Annotated in this window: 21 protein-coding genes; 8 read left to right on the top strand and 13 right to left on the bottom strand. The window is 64.2% G+C overall.

Annotated elements, in window-relative coordinates:
* The first annotated feature begins 35 nt into the window (after window positions 1-35).
* From AX702_RS09750 to queA, 3 genes are all read left to right on the top strand, one after another.
* Entirely contained in the window at window positions 36-1,781 is a 1,746-nt protein-coding gene (locus AX702_RS09750; RefSeq protein ID WP_066778864.1) for an N-acyl-D-amino-acid deacylase family protein, read from the top strand.
* A 69-nt stretch (window positions 1,782-1,850) separates the two neighbouring features.
* Window positions 1,851-2,648, top strand: a complete 798-nt coding sequence (xth, locus tag AX702_RS09745; protein ID WP_066778863.1) for an exodeoxyribonuclease III — start codon at window positions 1,851-1,853, stop codon at window positions 2,646-2,648.
* A gap of 312 nt (window positions 2,649-2,960) precedes the next feature.
* Window positions 2,961-3,986 (top strand): tRNA preQ1(34) S-adenosylmethionine ribosyltransferase-isomerase QueA, encoded by a 1,026-nt coding sequence (gene queA / locus AX702_RS09735; RefSeq protein WP_066778856.1) that lies wholly within the window; start codon window positions 2,961-2,963, stop codon window positions 3,984-3,986.
* A 364-nt stretch (window positions 3,987-4,350) separates the two neighbouring features.
* Here queA and AX702_RS09730 read toward each other — a convergent pair whose 3' ends face one another.
* Together AX702_RS09730 and AX702_RS09725 are read right to left on the bottom strand one after the other, a co-directional pair.
* A complete protein-coding gene (locus AX702_RS09730) occupies window positions 4,351-7,452 on the bottom strand; it encodes a type I restriction endonuclease subunit R (protein ID WP_066778854.1) in 3,102 nt (1,033 codons plus the stop codon).
* Window positions 7,445-8,248: an AAA family ATPase gene (locus tag AX702_RS09725; protein WP_066778852.1), complete on the bottom strand. Its 804-nt coding sequence runs from the start codon at window positions 8,246-8,248 to the stop codon at window positions 7,445-7,447. The genes AX702_RS09730 and AX702_RS09725 overlap by 8 nt, the downstream gene beginning before the upstream one ends.
* 302 nt (window positions 8,249-8,550) lie before the next feature.
* Here AX702_RS09725 and AX702_RS09720 point away from each other — a divergent pair, with 302 nt between their 5' ends.
* A complete protein-coding gene (locus AX702_RS09720; protein ID WP_082746184.1) occupies window positions 8,551-9,087 on the top strand; it encodes a DUF4352 domain-containing protein in 537 nt (178 codons plus the stop codon).
* Here the strand turns inward: AX702_RS09720 and AX702_RS09715 are convergent.
* Entirely contained in the window at window positions 9,063-9,335 is a 273-nt protein-coding gene (locus AX702_RS09715; RefSeq protein ID WP_156455431.1) for a hypothetical protein, read from the bottom strand. The two genes, AX702_RS09720 and AX702_RS09715, sit on opposite strands and share 25 nt — an antisense overlap.
* Before the next feature lie 167 nt (window positions 9,336-9,502).
* Here AX702_RS09715 and AX702_RS09710 point away from each other — a divergent pair, with 167 nt between their 5' ends.
* Window positions 9,503-10,369 carry a tyrosine-type recombinase/integrase gene (locus AX702_RS09710; protein WP_066778847.1) on the top strand — a complete coding sequence of 289 codons (867 nt, stop codon included), beginning with the start codon at window positions 9,503-9,505 and terminating at the stop codon, window positions 10,367-10,369.
* A 90-nt stretch (window positions 10,370-10,459) separates the two neighbouring features.
* Here AX702_RS09710 and AX702_RS09705 read toward each other — a convergent pair whose 3' ends face one another.
* From AX702_RS09705 to AX702_RS09665, 9 genes are all read right to left on the bottom strand, one after another.
* Window positions 10,460-11,152: an SDR family oxidoreductase gene (locus AX702_RS09705; RefSeq protein WP_066778845.1), complete on the bottom strand. Its 693-nt coding sequence runs from the start codon at window positions 11,150-11,152 to the stop codon at window positions 10,460-10,462.
* Window positions 11,139-12,116 carry an SMP-30/gluconolactonase/LRE family protein gene (locus AX702_RS09700; RefSeq protein ID WP_082746183.1) on the bottom strand — a complete coding sequence of 326 codons (978 nt, stop codon included), beginning with the start codon at window positions 12,114-12,116 and terminating at the stop codon, window positions 11,139-11,141. The genes AX702_RS09705 and AX702_RS09700 overlap by 14 nt, the downstream gene beginning before the upstream one ends.
* A gap of 103 nt (window positions 12,117-12,219) precedes the next feature.
* On the bottom strand, window positions 12,220-13,047 hold the full coding sequence (locus tag AX702_RS09695; RefSeq protein ID WP_066778843.1) for an aldo/keto reductase: 828 nt from the start codon (window positions 13,045-13,047) through the stop codon (window positions 12,220-12,222).
* Window positions 13,048-13,049: 2 nt separating this feature from the next.
* Window positions 13,050-13,919, bottom strand: a complete 870-nt coding sequence (locus tag AX702_RS09690) for an SDR family NAD(P)-dependent oxidoreductase (protein WP_066778841.1) — start codon at window positions 13,917-13,919, stop codon at window positions 13,050-13,052.
* 3 nt (window positions 13,920-13,922) lie between these two features.
* Window positions 13,923-14,777 carry an alpha/beta fold hydrolase gene (locus AX702_RS09685; RefSeq protein WP_197420547.1) on the bottom strand — a complete coding sequence of 285 codons (855 nt, stop codon included), beginning with the start codon at window positions 14,775-14,777 and terminating at the stop codon, window positions 13,923-13,925.
* 65 nt (window positions 14,778-14,842) lie between these two features.
* A complete protein-coding gene (locus AX702_RS09680; RefSeq protein WP_082746182.1) occupies window positions 14,843-16,033 on the bottom strand; it encodes an NAD(P)-dependent alcohol dehydrogenase in 1,191 nt (396 codons plus the stop codon).
* A 26-nt stretch (window positions 16,034-16,059) separates the two neighbouring features.
* Window positions 16,060-17,280 carry an MFS transporter gene (locus AX702_RS09675; RefSeq protein WP_066778836.1) on the bottom strand — a complete coding sequence of 407 codons (1,221 nt, stop codon included), beginning with the start codon at window positions 17,278-17,280 and terminating at the stop codon, window positions 16,060-16,062.
* A gap of 10 nt (window positions 17,281-17,290) precedes the next feature.
* The gene (locus AX702_RS09670) at window positions 17,291-18,073 is read right to left on the bottom strand and encodes an SDR family NAD(P)-dependent oxidoreductase (RefSeq protein WP_197420546.1); all 783 of its coding nucleotides are present in this window, start codon (window positions 18,071-18,073) and stop codon (window positions 17,291-17,293) included.
* A gap of 61 nt (window positions 18,074-18,134) precedes the next feature.
* On the bottom strand, window positions 18,135-18,863 hold the full coding sequence (locus AX702_RS09665) for a haloacid dehalogenase type II (RefSeq protein WP_231731805.1): 729 nt from the start codon (window positions 18,861-18,863) through the stop codon (window positions 18,135-18,137).
* Window positions 18,864-19,078: 215 nt separating this feature from the next.
* On the opposite strand from AX702_RS09665, the gene AX702_RS09660 reads away from it, so the two are divergent.
* Window positions 19,079-19,975, top strand: coding sequence for a LysR family transcriptional regulator (locus AX702_RS09660; protein WP_066778827.1), 897 nt, complete (start codon window positions 19,079-19,081; stop codon window positions 19,973-19,975).
* A 93-nt stretch (window positions 19,976-20,068) separates the two neighbouring features.
* Window positions 20,069-20,770, top strand: a complete 702-nt coding sequence (locus AX702_RS09655) for a RibD family protein (protein WP_066778826.1) — start codon at window positions 20,069-20,071, stop codon at window positions 20,768-20,770.
* Between the two features lie 150 nt (window positions 20,771-20,920).
* On the opposite strand, the gene AX702_RS09650 is transcribed toward AX702_RS09655, so the two are convergent.
* The gene (locus tag AX702_RS09650) at window positions 20,921-21,328 is read right to left on the bottom strand and encodes an RrF2 family transcriptional regulator (RefSeq protein WP_331710391.1); all 408 of its coding nucleotides are present in this window, start codon (window positions 21,326-21,328) and stop codon (window positions 20,921-20,923) included.
* A gap of 114 nt (window positions 21,329-21,442) precedes the next feature.
* Here AX702_RS09650 and AX702_RS09645 point away from each other — a divergent pair, with 114 nt between their 5' ends.
* Entirely contained in the window at window positions 21,443-22,222 is a 780-nt protein-coding gene (locus AX702_RS09645; RefSeq protein ID WP_066778882.1) for a class I SAM-dependent methyltransferase, read from the top strand.
* Window positions 22,223-22,549 lie beyond the last annotated feature (327 nt).

Genomic DNA, 22,549 nt, shown 5'->3' with positions numbered 1-22,549 from the left:
CGGCCACGAACGGACCATGACCTAGGAGTCCCCCCATGTACGACCTGCTTGTCAAGAACGGCACCATCGTCGACGGCACGGGCGCCCCGCGCTTCCGCGGCAACGTCGCGGTACAGGGCGACACGATCGTCGCCGTGGGCGAGGTATCCGGCCCCGCACGCGAGACGATCGACGCGGATGGCTGCATCGTCACCCCCGGCTTTGTCGACATCCACACCCATTATGATGGCCAGGTCTCCTGGGACAATGTGCTCGCCCCCTCTTCCATCAACGGTGTCACCTCCGCCGCCATGGGCAATTGCGGCGTCGGCTTCGCGCCCGCCCGCGCCGACAAGCATGGCTGGCTGATCCAACTCCTGGAGGGCGTGGAGGATATCCCCGGCACCGCTCTGGCGGAGGGGCTGACGTGGAATTGGGAAAGTTTCCCCGATTATCTCAATGCCTTGAGCGCGCGGGAATATACGATCGATCTCGGCGCGCACATGCCGCACGCGGCCTTGCGTGCGTACGTCATGGGCGATCGCGGCGGCGACCATATGGAACGCCCCACCGCCGGCGAGGTCGACCGCATGGCGCATCTCACCGCGGAGGCGATGGAGGCGGGCGCGCTCGGCTTTTCCACCTCGCGCACGCATGCGCACCGCAGCCGCGACGGGCTCAACATCGGCACGCTCACCGCCGAGGATCCCGAACTGCTCGGCATCGCCGCTGCCCTGCGCAAAACGGGCAAGGGCGTCATCCAGCTGATTTCGGACGCGTATCTCACCGCCGACGATGATTTCGCCGCCGCCGAGCTGCAGCTGATCCGTCGCCTTGCGCAGACCAGCGGCCGCCGCGTCTCCTTCACCGTTCAGCAGACCGACGACGCGCCCGACCGGTGGAAGAGCATCTATCGCGAGATTGACGCGATGGTCGCCGATGGCCTGCCGGTCAGCGCTCAGGTCGCGCCCCGCCCGATCGGCGCGATCCTCTCCTTCGCCTCGACCACCAACCCCTTCGTGGTCGCCCCCACTTACCGCCGCATCGCCGCTGAGAGCGCCAGCATCGATGCCCGCCTTCAGGCGCTCGCCGATCCCGACGTACGCGCCGCGATCCTCGCCGAACATGCCGGCTTCCACGCCAGCGAAGGCTTCATCGCCCTCATCACGCGCGGTTTCTCGCGCATGTTCCGCATGACCGATCCGGTCGACTACGAACCGCACGAGAGCCAGTCGATCGCTGCCGAGGCCGTCCGCGCCGGCATCGATCCCGCGGCGTACGTCTATGATGCGCTGATGGAGGAAGGCGGCCGGCGCCTGCTCTACATGCCGCTGATCAACTATGCCCGTGGCAACCTTGATGACGTGCACGGCATGATGACTGGCGATCACGTGCTCTATGGCCTGTCCGATGGCGGCGCGCATTGCGGCACGATCTGCGACGGCAGCTTCCCGACCACCACGATCGCGCTCTGGTCGCGCGGCAGCAAGTCCGGCCTCAGCACGCCGCTGGAACGGCTGGTCCAGGGCTATACACAGCGTAATGCGCGCCACGTCGGCTGGCACGATCGCGGCGTGCTGGCGCCCGGGCTCCTCGCCGATCTCAACGTCATCGCGCTGGATGACCTGCAACTCGCGCCGCCGGAAATCGTGCAGGATCTGCCCGCCGGCGGCACCCGCCTGCTGCAGCAGCCGCGCGGCTATCGCTGGACGGTAAAGTCCGGCGTACCGACCTTCCAGCAGGGGCAATGGACCGGCCGCACGCCCGGTCGCCTGCTGCGTGGCGAACGCGCCGGCGCCTGATATACCGGCCGGGCCGGCAGACCGTCGCCGGCCCGCACGCGCGGACACCAGCCTTCGCGGAGAGCCGGCCTGAAGATCGCCACGTACAATGTGAACGGCGTCAACGGCCGCCTTCCCGTGCTGCTCCGCTGGCTGGAGGACACCGCGCCAGACATCGTGGCGCTGCAGGAGCTGAAGGCACCGGACGAACGCTTCCCCGAAGCGCCGCTGGCGAACCTTGGATATCAGGCGCTCTGGCACGGCCAGAAAAGCTGGAACGGCGTCGCGATCCTCAGCCGCGTTGGATCGATTCACGAAATGCGGCGGGGCCTCCCCAATGATCCCGATCCCTCGCAAAGCCGCTATCTGGAGGCGGCGGTGAACGGCGTTCTCGTCGCGGCGCTGTACCTGCCGAACGGCAATCCCCGCCCCGGTCCCAAGTTCGAATATAAGCTCGCCTGGTTCGACCGATTGATTGATCATGCCGCCGCCCTGCTGGCCAGCGGCGCCCCGGTGATCCTGCTTGGCGACTTCAACGTGATGCCGACCGAGCAGGATGTGTACAAGCCCGAACGCTGGCAGGAGGACGCGCTCTTCGCGCCCGAGATACGCGACCGCTACGCCGCCTTGCTGGCGCAGGGCTGGACGGATTCGCTGCGCCATCTCCATCCCGAAGAGACGATCTACACCTTCTGGGATTATTTCCGGAACGCCTGGGGGCGCAACGCCGGGTTACGCATTGACCACCTGCTGCTCAGCCCCTCGCTGGCGCCGCGCCTCACCGCCGCTGGCGTCGATCGAGAGGTGCGCAGCTGGGAAAAGACCAGCGACCACGCCCCCACCTGGATCGAACTCGCCGATCCTGGCCGAAAGCGCGCCGCGCGCTAGACGATCGTCCAACGAACTTCCCAGCCCCGATCGTCATGCCGCGCCAGCCCCGGCATCGCGCCGCAGACCTCGAGCGATCGAAGGTGCGGAACAACGGACCGTGGCACGGGTCTGTCCAGAACGATGCCGGAGAGGTTCTGAAGACACCGCATCTGATCCGTGCAGCGCCGGCGCGGCGAAAGACTCCGCTTGCCCTTCCCGCCGAACGCCGCAAAGGCACGGCCGCACGATTGCGTTCGCCAAGGCCAAATGTCGGCAAGCAGTCGCTCCGTCCCGTTCGGGACCATTGATCATACAGCCCGGATTGCCTCCATGAACGTCGACCAGTTCGATTTTGACCTGCCCCAGGACCGCATCGCCCTCCGTCCCGCCGCCCCGCGCGATTCCGCCCGAATGCTGGTCCTCGATGGTGATGCGACGCGCGATCGCAGCGTCGCCGATCTGCCGGGCGAGCTGCGCGACGGCGATCTCCTCGTCTTCAACGACACGCGGGTGATACCGGCGCAACTCGAAGGCACGCGCGGCGCGGCGAAGATCGGCGCGACCTTGCACAAGCGCGAGGGGCCGCGCCGCTGGCGCGCCTTCATCCGCAACGCCAAGCGGCTGCGCGACGGCGACCCGATCGACTTTGGCCAGGGTGTGACCGCCCTCGCCTCCGATCGCGCCGAGGACGGCAGCTTCGCTCTGGACTTTGCCGGTGACGAGCCGGTCGAATTGCTGCTCGAGCGCGCCGGTCGCATGCCGCTTCCGCCCTATATCGCTGCCAAGCGCGCGTTGGATGCGCGCGATGCCGATGATTATCAGACGATGTTCGCGCGTGAGGCCGGCGCGGTTGCCGCGCCCACGGCGGCGCTGCACTTTACGCCGGGCCTGATGGCCTCGCTGGAGAGCGCCGGCATTTCGCACGCGACGCTGACCCTCCATGTCGGCGCGGGCACCTTCCTGCCGGTCAAGGCGGCGGATACCGCCGATCACCAGATGCACGCCGAATGGGGCCGCATCGACCAGGCCACCGCCGACCGGCTGAACGCCGTGCGCGCCAGTGGCGGCCGCGTGATCGCGGTCGGCACCACCTCGCTGCGCCTGATCGAGAGCGCGACCGGCGAGGATGGGCTGGTGCGCCCGTTCGAAGGCGACACGTCGATCTTCATCACCCCCGGCTATCGCTTCCGCGGGATCGACGGCCTCGCCACCAACTTCCACCTCCCCCGCTCGACCCTGTTCATGCTGGTATCGGCGCTTATGGGACTTGATAGAATGAAAGAGGCTTACGCCCACGCCATCGAGAGTGGCTATCGTTTCTACTCTTACGGGGACGCGTCGCTGCTGCTTCCGTAACGTGCTTCGCGGTGGGTGGCCGGTGGGAGCCTTCTGGAAAGCCTTTCGAGAGCCAGACGCATTCGTAATGCGGGGTGTCGCAGGTTCAAGTCCTGCACGCGGCACCACCACTTTCAGTAGGAACGTTCGGCTCTTGCTGGCGAAAGGGCGTTCGGGTGGAAAGCCGCTTGGGTCCTGCTTGGATCGCTTTGTATAGGGAACGGGGGCCGAGTCGCGCTATACTCCTCTTAAGCAGGCAAGCTGCTAGCAACCGGGCTAGAAGGCGATCTCGTGATTGAGACGAAAGCGTTGATGTCTCCTGATCCGACTTGCTCCTTCCGATGTGCAGCCCCTTCATAGGAGTGAGGGACCTCACAGAGGCAAATTATAAGTAACCGCCCACACCCTTGAATTTGGCGACAAAGTCCGATACCTTCTGGAAGACGGCAGCCTTCGTTTCAAGGTATCTTGGGTTTAGGGGGCTCATCTTCGGCAGAGTGTCATTTAAATCATTGCCATTTTCAGTCGCAAACTCGCGTTTGATGGAGTTTGTGACGTAACGCTTAGCGGGTTCAAGATTTAGACCCTCTGATGCAACAAGCTCATCAAACTCGCGGCGCTGCTCTTCTTGCGCAAAGGCGAAGAAGGCTTCGATCACGCCGTCCTTTCCTTCGATGGCATCGAGGTTGGTTCGATTGATGAAATCGACAATTAGGTCTTCCTTTGCTCGGTTGCCTAAGCTCGCCCGGATCAGGCGGCGGGCTTCGTCAATCAGATCTCCCTTGTCGTTCGAATGGCGATTCCTCTCGAAGATGAGCTCAAGAATGTAGTCGAGGTTGATCTCTTGCGATTTCAAAAGATCGACTTCAAAAACGACATCATCCCAATCGAGAGTAGAATCCTCGCGCTCTGCCCCCATTCTCTCACGCCGCAGCCAGTCACGGATATCGTTGTAGGTCGATTTGTAGTCCTGGATTTGCCGTTCGGCTGGTAACCTGACAGCCGCCAAATTCGCGATGCCGTCATCCTCAAGATGATGCAGTTCCTTGAAGGCTTCGATGGCATCTGAATCATTTTGGTTTAGTTCTTGAAATGCCTTCAGGGCAACGAACTCGTCGAAGTTCCACAGGATGTTTTCAACCTTCAGGAATTCGCCAAAAAGTTTGGCGAAGTCCTTTTTGTCAGCCTCTTTGAAGATGGCACTCGGATCGGGGAAGCGCTCCTCTAACTCGTCCAAGATGGTCACAAAACCCCGGCAGGAAGCGCCAGTGGCACTATCCGAAAAGCCTTCCATGTACTCCGTGTAGCTCTTCTCCAAGACCACGTTTTTGGTGTTGCTGTGGCCGAACAACGTGATCGCATCGATCGTCGCCTGTTCGAGATCACGGAAAGCGACGATGTTGCCGAACGTCTTGGTTGCATCGAGAATTCGGTTGGTTCGAGAATATGCCTGAATCAGTCCGTGGAACCGGAGATTCTTGTCCACAAACAGCGTGTTCAGCGCAGGCGCATCGAACCCGGTGAGGAACATCCCCACCACAACCAGCAGGTCCACTTCCTTAGATTTAACCCGATTGGCGAGGTCCCGGTAGTAATTCTGAAAACCGTTAGCGTCCGTGCTGAAATTTGTGCTGAAAAGCGCATTGTAGTCGCGAATGGCAGCGTTCAAGAATTCTTTGCCGCTGCTATCCAACACCGAAAGGTCCAAGCTTTCGTCCTGAATCTCTCCGATCGTACCCTGCTCTTCATTCGCCGAGAACGAAAATATGGTAGCAATCTTTAGCGCCGTCCCGCTCTCCCGCTGGAGGTAATTTAGCGTCTCGTAATAAAGCTTTGCGGCGTCCACGCTGCTTACCGCGAACATCGCATTGAAGCCACTACCACCGAGGCTGGTGCGGTGAGTTTTCTGTCTGAAATTGTTTAAGATGTATTGAGAAATCTCGCGGATACGCTGAGGGTGCAAAAGAGCCCTTCGGTTCTCGGCAGCACTGAGCTTGGCTTCGTCCTGCTCGGTTTCGATCGCCCTGAATTTCGGTCGGACGTCATTGTAGTCAACCTTGAACTTCAGGACCTTCTCGTCACGGATCGCATCGGTGATGACGTAGGAATGCAGTTCCTGCCCGAACACGCTGCCGGTGGTTTCCGCGCCAGACGCATTCTCGGGGAAGATCGGGGTTCCGGTGAATCCGAACTGGTAGAACCGTTTGAATTTCTTCTTTAGGTTCCGCTGAGCCTCGCCGAATTGGCTGCGATGGCATTCATCGAAGATGAAAACCACTTCCTTGCCATAGATCGGCAAGTCGCTTTCGCTCCTCATCAGGTTGTTTAGCTTCTGGATCGTGGTGACGACGATTTTGTTGTCGTCCTTCGCCAGATTGCGCTTGAGGGCAGCCGTGTTCTCCGACCCGTTCACGCTGTCCGGCGAGAAGCGCTGGTATTCCTTCATCGTCTGGTAGTCGAGGTCCTTGCGGTCGACGACGAAAAACACCTTGTCGATGAAACCCAGCTCTGTTGCCAAGCGGGCTGCCTTGAAGCTGGTCAGCGTCTTGCCTGAACCCGTCGTGTGCCAGATGTAGCCACCACCCTCCGGCGTGCTCCAGGCTTTCGCATGGTGCGAGCTCTTGATCTTCCAGAGGATGCGTTCGGTCGCGGCAATCTGATAGGGCCGCATGATCAGCAGCGTCTCGCTCACATCGAAGACGGAGTAGTGCAGCAGGACATTCAGAAGCGTCTGCTTCTGCAAGAACGTCGCTGTAAAGTCCTTCAGGTCCCGGATCAGGCTGTTATCCGCCTTCGCCCAGTGCATCGTGAAGTCAAAGCTGTGCTTGTTCCGCTTCGTTGTGTTGGCGAAATAGCGCGTGTCAGTGCCGTTCGAGATCACAAACATCTGCAGGAACTTGTACAGCGAATTCTCGCTGTTGAAGCTTTCCTTGCTGTATCGGTGAATCTGGTTGAACGCCTCGCGAATAGCGATCCCGCGCCGCTTGATCTCGATCTGCACCAGAGGCAGGCCGTTGACGAGGATCGTCACATCATAGCGATTGGCATGAAGGCCGGTCTGCTCGAACTGCTTGATGACCTGAAGCCGGTTGCGGGCCACATTGGCCTTGTCGAACAGATAGATGTTCTGGATGCGACCATCGTCGAAAACAAAATCGTGGATGTAGTCGTCATGGACCTTTCGGGTCTTGTCGATGATCCCTTCGCTGCGCCTGTCCAGATATGTTTGAACGAAGCGCCGCCACTCGGCTTCGGTGAAGCTGACGCTATTCAGCTCCTCGAGCCGCACACGCACGTTCGCCAGCATCGCGTCTTGCGAGGTGAGGTCAGGCAGGAACTCATAGCCCTGCTTGCGCAGGTCCCTGATCAGCTCGCGCTCAAGCTCGGCTTCGCTCTGGTAGTGATCTGCCGAGGGCCAATCGCTGGCGTACTTGTCGAGAACGATAAAGTTCTTCGACTCCGCGATGGGCGTAGTCTGCTCAACCATCTTGCGCGTCCTGCTGCACAAAGCCGTAATTGTTGATCAGGTTGTCGAACAGCAGTTTGACGGTCTGTTTTTCCGGCCCGGATGGCTCGCGAACCTGCTCCCCAGAAAGGGTAGAGTGGCTGGAGAACTGCATCACCCTATTCAGATAGCCTTGCTTTGCACCTGGGGCATCTGCGCCCGGTACGGTGTTGAGAAGATCGCCCCAGTTTTGGTAGCCAAGGAAGGCTGCCGTTTTCTCGTATAGGTTCCGCAAAAACATGAAGTGGAAGCGTTCGATCGTGCCCTGCTCGATTGCTTCCGCAAGCACCCGGCGCAGATACAGGTGATAGGAAAAGCTCCTGTTCGAATCCCCGTGTTTGACGTCGAGCCTGAAGGTTCCGTCCTCCAGTTGCTCAAGCAAGCGACACCCTTCCTTCTTTCCCTGTTTCTTCAACTCCAGTTCATTATGCAGCACGTTGTAGAAGAGTGGGCTGTGGGTGGTGATGATGAATCTCAGCCCGTCCGGTGCCCGTTTGATCAAAGCGGCTAGGTGAACCGCCAACTCAATCAGATGGTTTTCGTCCAGCGACGTGACCGGGTCATCGATGAAGACATACTTCAGCTCATCATAGTCCGAGGTGCTCCGCAGCGCGTGGTCGGGCTCCTGCAGCACATCAATCACCAGTTCTAGCAGCGTGTAGAACAGGCTCCAGATGAAATTGCTCTCTTCGCCCTTGGAGATTTTCATCTTGCCGGAGGATGTGTCGCCCCCCGTCTCCATCGTGAACGTGACTTCCGAGAAGGCCGGGACGATCACATCCTGATTGTCTGGGCCAGGGATTTTGTATTCTTGGTTGAAGGTTGGCGTGAGTTTGTCATTGGTGTACCGCCCAAGTGGCCGCAGACGCAGGTCTTCGTCTGTCCACCAGCCGTGTCAATTTCACTTGCTCTACCCACTTCATCAGGCGATCAATCTGCTCAGAAGAGCGGCTTGAAGGTCTGAGTGAAGGCCGCTCCTTACGGGGGGCGGCATCATCATGACAGCATCGATTCACCACGTCAGCGCACCCGCGCCTGGCGCGATGCTGCACGTCCAACCCAAAGCATTGGAGACTCATTATGACTATGAATGCGAAGCCGCTTACGCTGAGCCTTGCCTTCGCGGCCCTCCTGGCCGCATGCGGCGCCGATCCCCAACCGGGCGGCAACGCTCCTGCCGAAATCTCGCAAACGGATACCGCTCCCGTGCCGGTGGGCGAAGCAGGATCGACGAATGAGGCTACTTTCACCGTCACGGCGGTCACCACACCCAAACAGATTGGCCCCCAGGGCGTCGGCGGGAAGGCGGCAACCGGCGAAACCTACGTCGTCGTCGATTACACGATCAAGAACACCGGCGACTCCACGCTGGCGTTTCTCGAATGGCCGAAGTTTAGCCTCGTCGGACCGGAAAACCAGACGATCGCCGCGGACGACATGGCGAGCGCAATGAGCGCCAGCACAATGGACGACCCTTCCGGCATGGCCAGTGACCTGAACCCGGGCGTGTCGGCGAAAGCGCGGGCGGCGTGGAAGATCGACGCGTCGGCGTTCGACAAGAAGACGTGGAAGCTGGTGCTGGCGAGCGACCCTCAGCTCACGTTCGCGCTGCAATGAAGGGCACCACCGTGGCCGTTCTGGCGATCAGTCACATAGCGCTGCTCGGGATCGGCTACACGATAGCCGACAAGGAGCCGGTCGATACGGTCGTGCAGCAGACCGGCTTCCTTCAGGTCGATGCGTCGCGAGTTCTCGCCACAACGGTGGAGAGCCTGCATGGCGAAAACAAGCTGCTCGTCCTCCGCGCCAAGATCGGCGCGCAGGTCGTCACGGACCGAACACGCTACTACTTGTTCGGCCTCCATCAGCGGCTCACCGTGCCGGCGGCAGTGCATTACTACGTTGATCTGTCGCAGCTGTCGGTGACCTCACGTTTGCCGAAGCACGAAAGGAGGCGACCCGCGTCAAGGCCCGGGTCGCTGTCGGGAAAAATCCCCAGGAGGAACGGCAGGCCATCCGGCAAATTCCGACGGTGGCGGAACTCGCGGAACGCTATCTTGCGTACGTACGCACGACCAAGCGCAGCCACGACATCGACGAACGCTACCTCCGGCTGCACCTGCTGCCCCGCTTCGGCGCACTCCACCTCGACCAGTTGCGGCAGGAGGAAATCGTCGACTGGCTGAACGGCAAGGTCAAGGCGGGCTACGCTCAGGCCACCGTAAACCGGTGGCAGGTCATCCTCGGCCACATGATGCGACTGGCCAAGCTGTGGAAGGTGCCGGGCGCAGAAACGAACCCGCTTGAGGGGGTGAAGCAGAAAGACCCGCAGAACCGAAAGGAGCGCTTCCTCAACGCGGCGGAAACGCGGCGCCTCAAGCGCGCGGTCGACGACAGCCCCAACCCCATGCTGAAGTACATCGTCGCGCTGCTGCTGTTGACCGGATGTCGCAAGCGGGAACTCCTGGACGCCAAATGGGAAGATGTGAACCTCGATCGCAAAACCTGGCTCATCCCCATGAGCAAGACAGGCAAGCGTCACGTGCCCTTGTCGGACGAGGCGATCGCGGTGCTGAGGGCGATCCCGCGCTTCGGCACGTGCGCGTACGTGCTGCCCAATCCCAAAACGCTGAAGCCGTTTCGATCGTTTTACAACAGCTGGGACAGCGCGAGGCGGGCGGCGCACCTGCCGGACGTGCGGGTTCATGACCTGCGTCACAGCGCAGCCTCCAACCTCGTGAACGCGGGGCAGTCGCTCTACGTGGTGGCCAAGGTGCTGGGGCACAGCCAGACACGCACGACGGAACGCTATGCGCATCTCGACGCGGGCGTGTTGTTGAACGCGGTGAACGCCGCCGCTCAGGTCACCGGCACGACTTGGAGCTCGGACAGCAAGTAATTGCCCATACTCCCTCGACGCCAGCGATGGCGTTGGGGGAGTTTTCTGATGCGGGCACCTTTTTCTATATTTTTGTTTTTGGGCCGGTAATCATGTCCCCGATAAGGCCGGGGGGCCGAAACTTGAAGGATTGGCATGCCGCTTTACCGTGTGGCCGGTGACAGCCTTGAAAGGGTGAACGAGACGACGTTCGCCGCAGAGAGCATCAAGGAACGCGGTGACATTCAGCGTCTGCTGCGCGCTGACATCAGCGTGCTCAGCCCCGACCTCCTTGCGGAGGCTCTCGGTCATGCCCTGGATGAAGAACTTAGTGGCGGCATAGACGCCGCCCGCCTCACCGGCACGATGCCCGGCGACCGAGTCCAGGTTGAGGATGCGGCCTGCCCTGCGCTCCATCATGCCCGGCAGCACCGCGGCGATGCCATGGAGATAGCCGCGCAAATTGACATCGATCATCTTGTCCCAATCGGCCAGCGCGCGCTCCTTCCAGTAGGAGAACAGCATCAGCCCGGCATTGTTGACGAGGATGTCGAGCGGCCCGAACGCCTCCTCGGCGGTCGCGACCAACGCCTCCAGATCCTCGTAGCGGGCGACGTCCGTTACCTTGTGGACTGCCTGCCCGCCGCTCTCCCTGATCTCGGCGACGAGCTGCTCCAGGCCCGCCGCGTCGACGTCGCCGAGAACGACACGCGCGCCCGCCTGCGCCAGGCGTCGGGCGGAAGCGGCACCGATGCCGGACGCGGCGCCGGTGATGATGGTGACGGCGCTTTCAAGATACTGCATGGTTCTTCTCCTTGGAATGATGAAGGCTCCAGGACGGGTAGCGGGGCACGATGCCCGGCTCGCTCCAGCGCAGCCTGGCGAGCCGGCCGGTGTCGGACAGCGTGGCGTAGGCGATCGTCGGATCGCGCGGATCGAAGCAGAGATTGGTCGGATGATGCTCGGGCATCGCCACGCGCGCGACTAGAGCGCCGGCGGGCGATACGATCGAGAACACGCCGCTCGGCTGCGTCGCGACCACGAGGTTGCCGGCGGCGGTGATGGCGAGGCTGTCGAGGAGCTGCGCGTCGGGCGCCTGCCAGACGAGCCGGCCACCATGCGGCTGACCGGGCTCATGGGCGAGACGGCCCTGTCCCTCGACAGCCCAGGCCCACAGCCGGCCAGCGCCAAATTCCGTCGCGTAGAGCGTGCTGCCGTCGGGCGAGAGGGCGATGCCGTTGGCGCCGTTGACCAGCGGGAAGGCGGCGGTGCGCCGTTCCCGGCCATCGGCGGACATCCAGGAGAGGCCGCCATAGCTGCGGCTGCGTGGCCCGTCGCGGCCAATGTCGGTCAGCCAGAAGCCGCCACGCGGATCGGGGACGAGGTCGTCGAGCGCCTCGAACCGCACGCCGTCGACGGCGTCAGCGACCCGCTCGATCGCGCCGGTTGTAAGATGGACGCGCTCGACACGCGCGTCGTAGCCGTTGGTGAGATAGCCCCTGGAGATGAGTTGGTCGCCGTGCCGCTCCCACCGCATCGCCCCGCCGCCGTTCGCGACGTAGATCCAGCCGTCCGGCCCGAAGGCGAGGCCGTTGGGCGCTCCGCCCAGGTCGGCGAACCGCTCGCAGCGCCCGCCGACGATGCGGTGCACCACGCCGCCATGCACGTTGCAGACGAGGACGCTGCCGTCGTCGAGCGCAAGCGGGCCTTCGGGGAAGCCGATCTTCTCGGCGACGATTTCGATCTCGGGTCTGGTCACGTCGATCATAGCGGTTCCATGTGAAGAGGACGCGCGTCATCGGCCGCCGAACGGGGGCGGTGACGGGCGGCGGTGATTAGTCAGGTGTCAGCCGGGGCTCGCCCCGCCGGCGTCAGTCCCAGTCGGGCGCGAGATCAGGAGGCGAGATGATCCGGCCGTCCGGTCGGGCAAGCCCGTCGATCGCGGTCATCTCCTCGGCGCTCAGGGCGAAGTCGAAGATGGCGAAGTTTTCCTCGAGCCGCTCGACCTTGGCCGTCTTGGACAGGGTGGCGACGCCCTCCTGCTGGATGAGCCAGCGCAGGGCGACCTGCGCGGCCGACTTCCCATGCCGCTGCCCGATGTCGCGGAGCAGCGGATCGCTCGCCGATCGCCCATCCGCCATCGCGTAATAAGCGGTGACCGACATGCCGAGCCGGCGCGCGGCATTGAGCACCGGGGCCTGCGACAGCCAGGGATGGTATTCGACCTGATTGGTGACGAGCGGCGCAGCGCTGAGCGCTACTGCCTCCTCCATCTGCGCCACCGTATAGTTGCTGACGCCGATATGCCGGGCCAGGCCGCGTTCGCGCACCGTGTTCAGCTCGGCGATCTGGACATCGCGGGGCACGTCGCTGCCGCCCGGCCAGTGCAGCAGCAGGAGATCGACGTGGTCCGTCTGGAGCTTGCGCAGGCTTTCCTCGACGGAAGGTCCGAAGCGCTCGGGCGCGAACCGGTCGACCCAGACCTTGGTGGTCAGGAAGACGTCGTCGCGGGCGATGCCTGAAGCCTTCAGCACTGAACCGACGGCAGCCTCGTTGTCATAGATCTGTGCGGTGTCGACGTGGCGGAATCCCGTCTTCAGCGCCTCCGGCAGTACCGCCGCGACCTCTTTCTCGCTCATCCGGAAGGTGCCGAACCCGAGCGCAGGGATGCGGGCGCCGTTGGCTTCGATGATCTGCATGGTCAGTCTTTCCTGTCGGTGTTCGGGTCTCCGGCGCGCATCCAGGCGGCGAAGCGGTCCTTCCAGTCGGGGTGCCAGCGCGACAGCGCCGGCCGGTTCTCGGCGATGTCGTTGGCCGCCCAGCGAACGCGCATCACATCCATCTCCGGCGTGACCGCGTTGTCGGGACAGAGGATGTAGAAGTCGCCGCGGCGGAAGCGGACCTCGAAGTAGGAGAGGAGCTCGTCGGGTGTCCAAGCCTCGTCCGGCTTAGGCGTCCCTTCCGGCTTCAGCGCCGCGTTCATCGGGGTCCAGGTGTAGCCCGGCACGAACAGGTGCGCCGTCACCTTGGTGCCCGCGGCCTCGCGCAGCTCGTGGGCGAGCTGTTCGGTCAGGACCTTCACGCCCGCTTTGGCGACAGAATAGGCGGCGTTGCCGGGCGGCGTGGTGATCCCTTCCTTGGAGCCAAGGTTGACCACCGCGCCGCGCCCCTCCTGTGCCAACATGCGCGGCGCGAAGAGGGTCTGCGCAGTCAGCACCGAGAAGAAGTTGACCTCGAGCTGGTGGCGCCACGCGGGCAGGTCGTCATACGGGCCGGCGCCGGCGGTGACCCCGGCATTGTTCAGGAGCAGCGCCACTTCGCCGAAGGCGTCGTAGGCGGTCTCGCACAAGCGGCCGAGATCGTCGGCCGACGTCACGTCGCCGATCACGGTCCTTACGTCGGCGTCCAGCTCCCCGGCGAGCGTCGCAAGCGCATCGCTGTCGCGGTCGAGCAGGCACAGTCGCATACCCTGCCCGGCAAAATGGCGGGCCGCTGCGGCGCCGATCCCAGCCGCGGCGCCGGTAATGACAGCGACGCGGCCGGCGCGGAGAATGTCGTCGTTGATGCTCATTCTTCAGCCCTTTGCGAAGCCGACCAGCGCCTTGACGAGCGCGGCGGGGTTCTCCTCGGCGATCCAGTGCCCGGCGCGCGGGATCAGAACCGCGGTGACGTTCTCGGCCACCTCCTGCATCATCGACTCGATGATGGTCGCGAAGCCGCTGGCCTCGCCGGCGACCGCCAGGACGGGCAGCGTCAGCTTGCCGTCGTGCTTCAGCGCGGCGCGGTTGTCCTCAGCGTCCTGCGCAAAGGCGCGGTAGAGCGCAAAGCCGGCACGCATCCCGCCCGGGCCGCTGAAGTCGGAGACGTAGGACGCCTTGGTCGCGTGGTCGATCGCGCCCGCGTCGTAGGCGAGCTGGTGCCAGAAGCGTTCGAGGTAATAGCCCTCTCGCCCTGCGGTCAGCGCCTCGGGGACGTCGGGTGCCTGATGGAAGTGGAAGTGCCACACCCGCTCGTCGTCCAGTGACACGGTGTCGAAGGCGTCGGTGCCGGGCAGCGGCGCGTCGAGGACCGCGAGATGGCTGATGCGCTCGGGGAAGCGGCGCGCGAAGGCGTAGGCGATCATCAGGCCGATGTCGTGCCCGACGACGCACACCGGCGCCTCGATGCCGAGATCGTCGAGCACCGCGGCGCAATCGGCCGCCAGCGTGCGCTTGTCATAGCCGTCGGCCGGGCGGGAAGAACCGCCGGCGCCACGGACGTCGGGCGCCACCACCCGGAAGCCTGCGTCGACGAGCGGCTCCACGACCTTGCGCCAGGCAATGGCCGTCTCGGGATAGCCGTGGATCAGCAGCATGGTCGCCGGACCCTCGCCAGCGACGCCGTAGCGGATGCGGACGCCGTCACCGGCATCGGCCGAGCGCCAGTCCATGACCGGTAATTCCGGGAGCGTCGTTTCGGGAGTGTTCATCGCGCGTTCCTTCGTCTTCTCGGGGTTCAGGCCCGGAGCGTGCTCATGTCGATGACGTAGCGGTAGCGGACGTCCTTGCTGACGACGCGCTTGTAGGCCTCGTTGACCCTGGTGATCGGGATGATCTCGACATCGGCGGTGATCCCGCGCTCCACGCAATGGTCGATCACGGCCTGCGTCTCGGCGATCCCGCCGATCCAGGAGCCGGTCAGCGCGCGGCGCCCCTGTACCAGGTTCGCACCGTTCACGCCCGGCGTCAGCGGGGCGAAGACGCCGACGGTCGTCATCGTGCCGTCAATCGTCAGCAGCTCAAGGAAGGGGTTCACGTCGAACGGCTGCGGCACCGTGGACAGGATGTAGTCGAACTGGCGCTTCATGCGCCCGAACGCGGCCTTGTCGCTCCACAGCACGGCTTCGCTCGCGCCGAACCGCCTGGCGTCGGCGACCTTGCCCGGCGACGTCGTGAACACCGTCACGTCCGCGCCGCGATCCTTGAACAGCTTGACCGCGACGTGACCCAGGCCGCCCATGCCGACCAGACCAACCTTCTGGCCCTTCTCGACCTTCCAATGCTCCATCGGCGAGAAAGTGGTGATCCCCGCGCAGAGCAGCGGCGTGGTCGCTGCCATGTTGGCGCGCTCCGAAATCCTGATCGCGAAGCTGTCCTTGACGACGATCCGGTTGGCGTAGCCGCCCTGGGTGTTCGCGCCGTAGCGGTCCTTGGAATTGTAGGTGAAGGTCGCGCCCTGCTCGCAATAGGGCTCCATGCCCTTGCGGCAATATTCGCATCGGCCGCAGGAATCGACGAGGCAGCCGACGCCGGCATAGTCGCCGACCTTGAACCTGGAGACAGAGCTGCCAACCGCGGCGACGCGGCCGAGGATCTCGTGGCCGGGCACCATCTTGTAGGCGAGCGCTCCCCAATCGCCGTTCACGGTATGGATGTCCGAATGGCAGATGCCGGCGAACTGGATGTCGATCAGAATGTCGTCGGCGCGCAGGTTGCGGCGGGTGAAGCTGAACGGCTTCAGCGGCGCGTTTAGCGCGTCGACGGCGTAGCCGACAGCGGGGATGCCGTTGGCCTGCGCCGAAGCGGTGGATGGCAGGAGCGCCGTAGAAGCAAGCGCGGCACTGCCGGCGACGACGGCGCGACGCGTATGTCCGGTCGCGGACTCGTCGGTTGGCAGATGGGCGGGATTGTCACAGCGGGTGCACATGGTGCGGTCCTTTCGATTGACCGACGTCAGGCGGCGTGGCGCCGACGGTCGAGGAAGATGGTGAGCGCGAAGACGGCGAGGCCGAGCGCGGCGAAGGCCGCGGCAACATAGCCGGTCGAGGCGAAGCCCCAGCCCGCGGCGATGCCGATCCCGCCTGCCCACGCGCCGATCGCGTTGGAGAGGTTGAAGGCGGAGTGGTTCATGGCGGCGGCAAGCGACTGCGCGCCGGGCGCCACGTCCATTAGCCGCGCCTGGAGCGCGGGCACGGCAGCAAAGCCCATGCCGATGAGGAACAGCACCGCGGCAGTTCCGATCGCGGACGTGGCCGCCAGCGCGAAGGCGACGAAGAACACGACGTTCCACGCCTGCACGCCGAGGATGGTCGCGGTTTGGGCGCGGTCGGTCAGGCGACCGCCGACGAGGTTGCCGGCCACCATGCCGAGCCCGAGCAGACCGAGGAACAGCGGCACGCGCGTGGCGGGCTCGCCCGTCACCTGGGTCAGCGTCGGCGTGATGTAGCTGTAGATCGCGAACATGCCGGCGAAGCCGATCGCCGCGGTCAGGAGCGTCATCCACACCGAAAGGCTGCGGAACGCCGACAGTTCGCCGAGCGGAGAGGCGTCGGCATGCGCCGGCACGGCGGGGACGGTGAGCGGGAGCAGCACCGCGAGCAGCGCACCGCCGAGACCGATCGCGGCGAAGGCGGCGTGCCAGCCAAAGGTCTGGCCGAGCCAGGTGGTTACGGGCACCCCGATCACGTTGGCGACGGCAAGCCCGAGCATGACGCGCCCAATCGCGCTCGCCCGTCGTTCGTGCGGCACCATTGAGGCCGCGACGATCGAGGCGGTGCCGTAATAGGCACCGTGGGGCAGGCCGGCGAGGAAGCGGGCAAGCGCCAAGCCGCCGAACGACGGCGCGAGTGCGGTGAGGACGTTGCCGGCCAGCACCGTCAGCGCGAGGAGGACGAGCAGGCGACGTCGCTCCATCCGCGCGGTCACGACCGCGACGAGCGGCGAGCCGACCACCACGCCCAGCGCATAGGCGCTGATGAGGTGGCCGGCCTCCGGAATGCTGACGTTCACCGATCGGGCGAAGTCAGGCAGCAACCCCATCGCGGCGAACTCGCCGGTGCCGATGAACAGACCGCCCAGCCCGAGCACGAACTGCGCGAGGCCGACGCCGTGCGGCGCGGTGCGGGCGCCAGCCGTTGCGGGAGGCGCGGGTTTGGAGGCCATGCTCATCGACATCAGACCGTCCTCAGTCCTTCAGGCCCGAGCCGGGCTCGGCGCCGCCCGCGTGGAGCGCGGCCTTGACCGTGTCCGGCAGGATGTTGTTGATGACCCAGCCGATGAACTTGCTGCCGGGCTTGCCCGAGACGACGCGGTCCTTGCCCGCCTTCATCGCCTCGTAGCCCTCACTCGACACCTTGGTCGGCGCGGCCTTGACGCCGAGGCCCAGTTCGGTCGTGTCCATGCCGGCGCGATGCCAGAACGGCGTGTCCACCTCGCCCGGCAGCAGCAGCGTGAAGCTGACGCCGTTGTCCTTGTTCTCCTCCTTCACGGACTCGACGAAGGAGATGAGGAACGCCTTGGTCGCGCCGTAGACCGCCTCGTAAGGGGTCGGCATCGTGCCCGAGATCGAGGCGGTGTAGAGCAGCTTGCCCTCGCCGCGATCGAGCATCGCGGGCAGGATGCGCTTGGTGAGATGGATCTGCGACACGCAGTTGAGCTGGATCATGCTGATCTCGGCGGCGAGATCCGTCTGGCCGACGAAGTAGCCGCCGACGTCGACGCCGGCGTTGAGCGCCGCGGCATCGAGCGGACGGCCGAGATCGCGGATGGCGTTCGCCAGCTTCTCGACGCCGTCATAGTCCGTCAGGTCGGCCTCGACGATGAAGGCCTCCACGCCAGTTGCGCGCACCGCATCGGCAGTGCGGTTCAGGTCGCCGTTGGTGCCGGTCGCGGTGATGACCACGTCATGACCGTCGGCGGCGAACAGGCGGGCGAGCTCGTAGCCGATGCCGCTGGATGCGCCGGTCACCAGCGCGAGGGGACGTTCGCTATTGGGGGTCGTCATGGGATGATGCTCCTGTGGGATGGGGTTAGTTGCAGCCGAGCGCGTCGGCGGCTTCGATCAGGGACTCGGCGACCACGTCCCAGTCCTGCTTGGCTTCGAGGTCGCTGGTCTGGTCGGGGCCGTGCTCGTGCGGACGGCGGACGAAGACGGTGCGCAGGCCAGCGGCGCGGGCGGCAGCGAGATCCTCGTTGTGCGCCGCGACCATAGCGACGTGCTCCGGCGGCAGGCCGACGGCCTCGGCAGACCTGAGATACGTCTGCGGCATCGGCTTGTAGCTGCGCGCCACCTCGGCGCCGGTGATCACGTCCCAGGGCAGCCCGCCGAACTTGGCGAGGTTGAGCATCCCGGCGATGTGGCCGTTCGACAGCGGCCCGATTGCGAACTTGCTCTTGAGGCGGGTCAGGCCCTCCACCGAGTCCGGCCACGGATCGAGTCTCTCCCAGGCCTTGTTCAGCTCGGCGAGCTGCGCATCGGTGATGCTGCCGAAGTCGGCGTCGTGGCGCGCCAGCACCGTTTCCAGGTTCTCTCGGTTCAAGACGTCGAGCTTGACCCAGGACCGCCGGCCGGTGCGGACGCGCTCCATCGCGGGCTGGTAGAGCGAGCGCCACTCGTCGGCGAAGTCGAGCGGATCGACGTCGATCCGATGTTCCTTCAGGAAAGGCTCGGCGGCACGGGCGACTCCGCTCCGCCAGTCGACGACGGTGCCGAAGACGTCGAAGCCCAGGAACCCGACATAGCGGAAGTCCTTACTCACGATGCGTATCCTTTTGCTTGTGACAAGCCGCATCGATGCCGGCGCGAACGCCAGCTTCGGCTGCGATATCAGTGTTCCGACAAGCAGGCGGGACGGTTCGACTAGGCTCCGTCGTGCTGCTGCTGTGCGTCATATAACCCATCATCGCGAGATTTGATGCAGCGTTCGCGTGAGGTATGCTTGACAGATGCGTGAGCAGAACAGCACGATGAGGCGTGTCGCGCAGAACCGATCTCGGCGATCTAGACGCCTTCCTCGCAGTCGCCCGGGCGGGCGGCTTCCGTAAGGCCGGCATCGCCCGCGGTGTTTCCGGATCCGCGCTGAGCCATGCCATGCGGGGGCTGGAGGATAGGCTTGGTGTCCGCCTGTTCCACCGCAACAACCGCAGCGTGGCGCTGACTGCTGCGGGAGAGGCGCTGCTGGCCGACCTCGAACCGCGTTTCCGCGGCATCGACGAGGCGGTCGAACGGCTCGAGCGCTTCCGGGCGCGTCCTGCCGGGCGGGTGCGGGTGACGGCTTTACGGGACGCCGCGCGCCTGCTCATCACGCCGAAGCTGCCCGCCTTCATCGCGCGCTTCCCCGACATCGACGTCGAGATCACCGTGGACGACCGCTTCGTCGACATGGTCGGCGAGGGCTATGACGCCGGTATCCGTTATGGCGGGACGGTGCCCGAGGACATGATCGCTTCGCGCCTCACCCCCGACCTCGACTGGGTGATCGTCGGCTCGCCTGACTACCTCAAGACCAACGGTCGCCCGGAGAGGCCAGCCGACCTGATGGCGCATCGCTGCATTCGCATCCGCGCCGGACAGGATCGGATCTACCGCTGGGAACTGGGTGAAGGCATCGACGAGGTCGCGCTTGACGTGCCCGGCCACCTGACCCTCGACGATTCCGAACTGTCGATCCGCATGGCGGAGGCAGGCGTCGGTCTCTTCTACTGCCTCAAGGATCGCGTGAAAGGGGAGATCGAGGCCGGCACGCTGGAGGTGGTGCTGGCCAAATGGGTGCTGCCCAGTCCCGGCTTTCACGCTTATTACGCTTCGCATCGGCAGGTGCCGTCGGCGCTGCGCGCGTTCCTGGATCATCTAAGGGGCGATCCGGCATAAGCTGCGCTCACCGCCCTGGTGAAAGCAGTTCGTGCCCCCGATCGTCGACCGTGCGTTGAGCGTCCGTCAGCTCGCACCGCAGGGAGAACAGCCATGAAACCGCACGTCATCTGTCATCTGCTCAGTCCCGTCGACGGGCGCGTTAAGGTGGAAGGGTGGGCGGCTTCGTCCGGTCATAGTCTCGATGAACTGGTGGCCGAGTATGATCGCGTCCACGAAACGCTGGGCGGCGATGCCTGGCTCGTCGGACGCACGACGGGCGAGGAGTTCGCCACCGGCGAGCCGCACCCGCCCGGCAATGCCGGGAAGGTCGAGCGCCCGGTCCAGGTCGCCGTGCCTTCGGCCGACGAATATGCTGTCGCGCTCGACGCAAATGGCAGGCTGCACTGGACCAGCCCCGACGTGGATGGCGCGCCGGTGATCGTCCTGCTGGGATCAAAGGTCGACGACGCTCATCTGACCGAACTGGCGGCCGATGGCATCTCCTACGTCGTTGCGGACGGGCCTGAGATCGACCTTACTGCCGCGCTCTCCACGCTGGCCGAGCGGTTCGGGATCAAGCGGCTGCTGCTGGAAGGCGGCGCCCACACCAACGGCAGCTTTTTCGCCGCAGGGTTGGTAGATCAGCTCAGCATCGTCCTGTTCCCCGCCATAGGCGGCGAGACGGGGAGCGCTTCGATCATCGAGGGTGGCGACGCCGGCTTGGCGGACACGACCCGTCTCGCCTTGGCCAGCGTGGAAAAGGGGAAGCTCGGCAGCGTTCACCTGCTCTACGACGTCACCTATCCGCGCTGAACGCCGTGCACCTCCCTCACCGATGGACGCCGTGTCGCTACGTGGCCGCTCCGTTTCGCGCCACGGCAGAGATTGCGGTTTCGCCATCCCTTGTAACACGGCGCCAGCCGTCTCAGTCACCCTCGATCATCGGGATGACTATCGGTTTGGTCAGACGCTGGCGGAGCCGCGCCGTTCCTCGAACGTCCGGACGAGCGCAGCGAGGCTGATCGAACTCAGGCGTTCGACTAGCAAGCGCTCGGCTTCCTGTAGCGCATCGTCGACGGCCTCGTTGACCACAGACGCAATTTGGCAGCCAAACTCGGGGCGTTCGATCCCGATCGCGAACAGGCGAGGACCACCTACGGCCCGATGCACATCCAGCAGCGTCACTGTTTCCAAGTCCGTCGCGATAGCCCAGCCACCGCCATGCCCCTTCTCTGACCGGACGTAACCTGCGTCGCGCAGGCCCGCCATCGTGCGGCGGATCAAGACCGGATTGGTGCCTAGCATCCGGGCAATCGCTTCGGAGGTCATCGGCCCATTATGTAGGGCCATATGGATCAGCACGTGGAGCATACGCGAGAGGCGACCGTCATTCCGCATGGCACATGCCTCCGTCGCTACCATCGTCTTGGCAAGTCCGGACTATCACGATACTCTAAAGGTTACATGATTTGTGAGGTATGGCCGGTGCGTGAGTTCAACAAGGCAGTTCATTGGGACAGTGCGGCCGAGCGGTACGAGAAGACGGCGCATCCCTACACAGCACGCTATGTCGATGCTGCGCTCGCCCATGTGCCGTTGAAGTCCGCTTCACGTGTGCTGGACGTGGCCGCCGGAACCGGCGCGCTTACGCTCGCCGCAGCGGCATCCGGAGCGAAGGTTCTCGCGACCGACTTCTCACCGGGCATGGTTGCGCGCATCGCCGCCAGGGCGTTGCCGAACGTCGAGGCGCGGGTGATGGATGGGCAGGCGCTCGAACTGCCCGATGCCGGCTTCGACGCGGTGTTCTCGATTTTCGGCGTGTTCATGTTTCCCGATTGGCGCACGGGGCTGGCCGAGATGGCGCGGGTGACCCGATCCGGTGGATATGGCGTGGTGGCGGTCTGGGAGGATCGCGGCGCCGGTGCGTTCATGTTGCTTGGTCAGCTCATCCGCCGGTTGTTCCCGGAGCGAGAGCTTGCGGCCATGCCCGAGGCTATGACGATCCTCAGCACGGCAGAGGGCCTTGCCGCGGAACTGGTGAGGGCGGGTTATCGTGAGCCGCAGGTCGAGCATGTCACCCGCGACTTCGACCTCGACATGTCGGCGCTGGACGACCTCGACGGGCTGTTCGGCCCCTCGCCCGACTGGACTAGCCTGGATGACACGCAGAAGGGGAGGATCGCCACCGAGTTGCGGTCACTGGCGGGCGACCGACCCTGCCTCCCTATCCCCTCCACCGCGCTGATTGGCGTGGCGCGGCGATGAACACCCTCGGACGAGTAGAGGGCAAGATGCCACTTTCTCGAAATACCATCAGTTGCTGGACACTTGCGAGTGGCAGCTCTCGGCTGAACCCGCCGTTCGGCGAGGCCGCTGCGGATGGCAGGTTTGTCCCCGAGCCCGCCACTCCGGCGGGCGCTAAGCGCCGTGGGAACAAACGGAAGCTTTAAGGATCAGGCAGAGTTAGCCTGAATGGCTTAGATTGAGGGCCGTAACAGGCCATCCGCACTCGCGCCCGAGTTGACCGATTTGACCGATTGACCGATTTGACCGATTTGACCGATTTGACCGATTTGACCGATTTGACCGATT

Source organism: Sphingomonas sp. CCH5-D11 (assembly GCF_001557395.1).
Taxonomy (GTDB): Bacteria; Pseudomonadota; Alphaproteobacteria; order Sphingomonadales; family Sphingomonadaceae; genus Sphingomonas.
This window is presented reverse-complemented; position numbering and strand designations above follow the sequence as displayed.

Coding starts and splice junctions, on each gene's coding strand:
- AX702_RS09750 (WP_066778864.1), top strand. CDS start 36: ATGTACGACCTGCTTGTCAAGAACGGCACCATCGTCGACGGCACGGGC.
- queA (WP_066778856.1), top strand. CDS start 2,961: ATGAACGTCGACCAGTTCGATTTTGACCTGCCCCAGGACCGCATCGCC.
- AX702_RS09730 (WP_066778854.1), bottom strand. CDS start 7,452: ATGGTTGAGCAGACTACGCCCATCGCGGAGTCGAAGAACTTTATCGTT.
- AX702_RS09720 (WP_082746184.1), top strand. CDS start 8,551: ATGACTATGAATGCGAAGCCGCTTACGCTGAGCCTTGCCTTCGCGGCC.
- AX702_RS09715 (WP_156455431.1), bottom strand. CDS start 9,335: ATGGAGGCCGAACAAGTAGTAGCGTGTTCGGTCCGTGACGACCTGCGC.
- AX702_RS09705 (WP_066778845.1), bottom strand. CDS start 11,152: ATGCAGTATCTTGAAAGCGCCGTCACCATCATCACCGGCGCCGCGTCC.
- AX702_RS09700 (WP_082746183.1), bottom strand. CDS start 12,116: ATGATCGACGTGACCAGACCCGAGATCGAAATCGTCGCCGAGAAGATC.
- AX702_RS09695 (WP_066778843.1), bottom strand. CDS start 13,047: ATGCAGATCATCGAAGCCAACGGCGCCCGCATCCCTGCGCTCGGGTTC.
- AX702_RS09690 (WP_066778841.1), bottom strand. CDS start 13,919: ATGAGCATCAACGACGACATTCTCCGCGCCGGCCGCGTCGCTGTCATT.
- AX702_RS09685 (WP_197420547.1), bottom strand. CDS start 14,777: ATGGACTGGCGCTCGGCCGATGCCGGTGACGGCGTCCGCATCCGCTAC.
- AX702_RS09680 (WP_082746182.1), bottom strand. CDS start 16,033: ATGTGCACCCGCTGTGACAATCCCGCCCATCTGCCAACCGACGAGTCC.
- AX702_RS09675 (WP_066778836.1), bottom strand. CDS start 17,280: ATGTCGATGAGCATGGCCTCCAAACCCGCGCCTCCCGCAACGGCTGGC.
- AX702_RS09655 (WP_066778826.1), top strand. CDS start 20,069: ATGAAACCGCACGTCATCTGTCATCTGCTCAGTCCCGTCGACGGGCGC.
- AX702_RS09650 (WP_331710391.1), bottom strand. CDS start 21,328: ATGCTCCACGTGCTGATCCATATGGCCCTACATAATGGGCCGATGACC.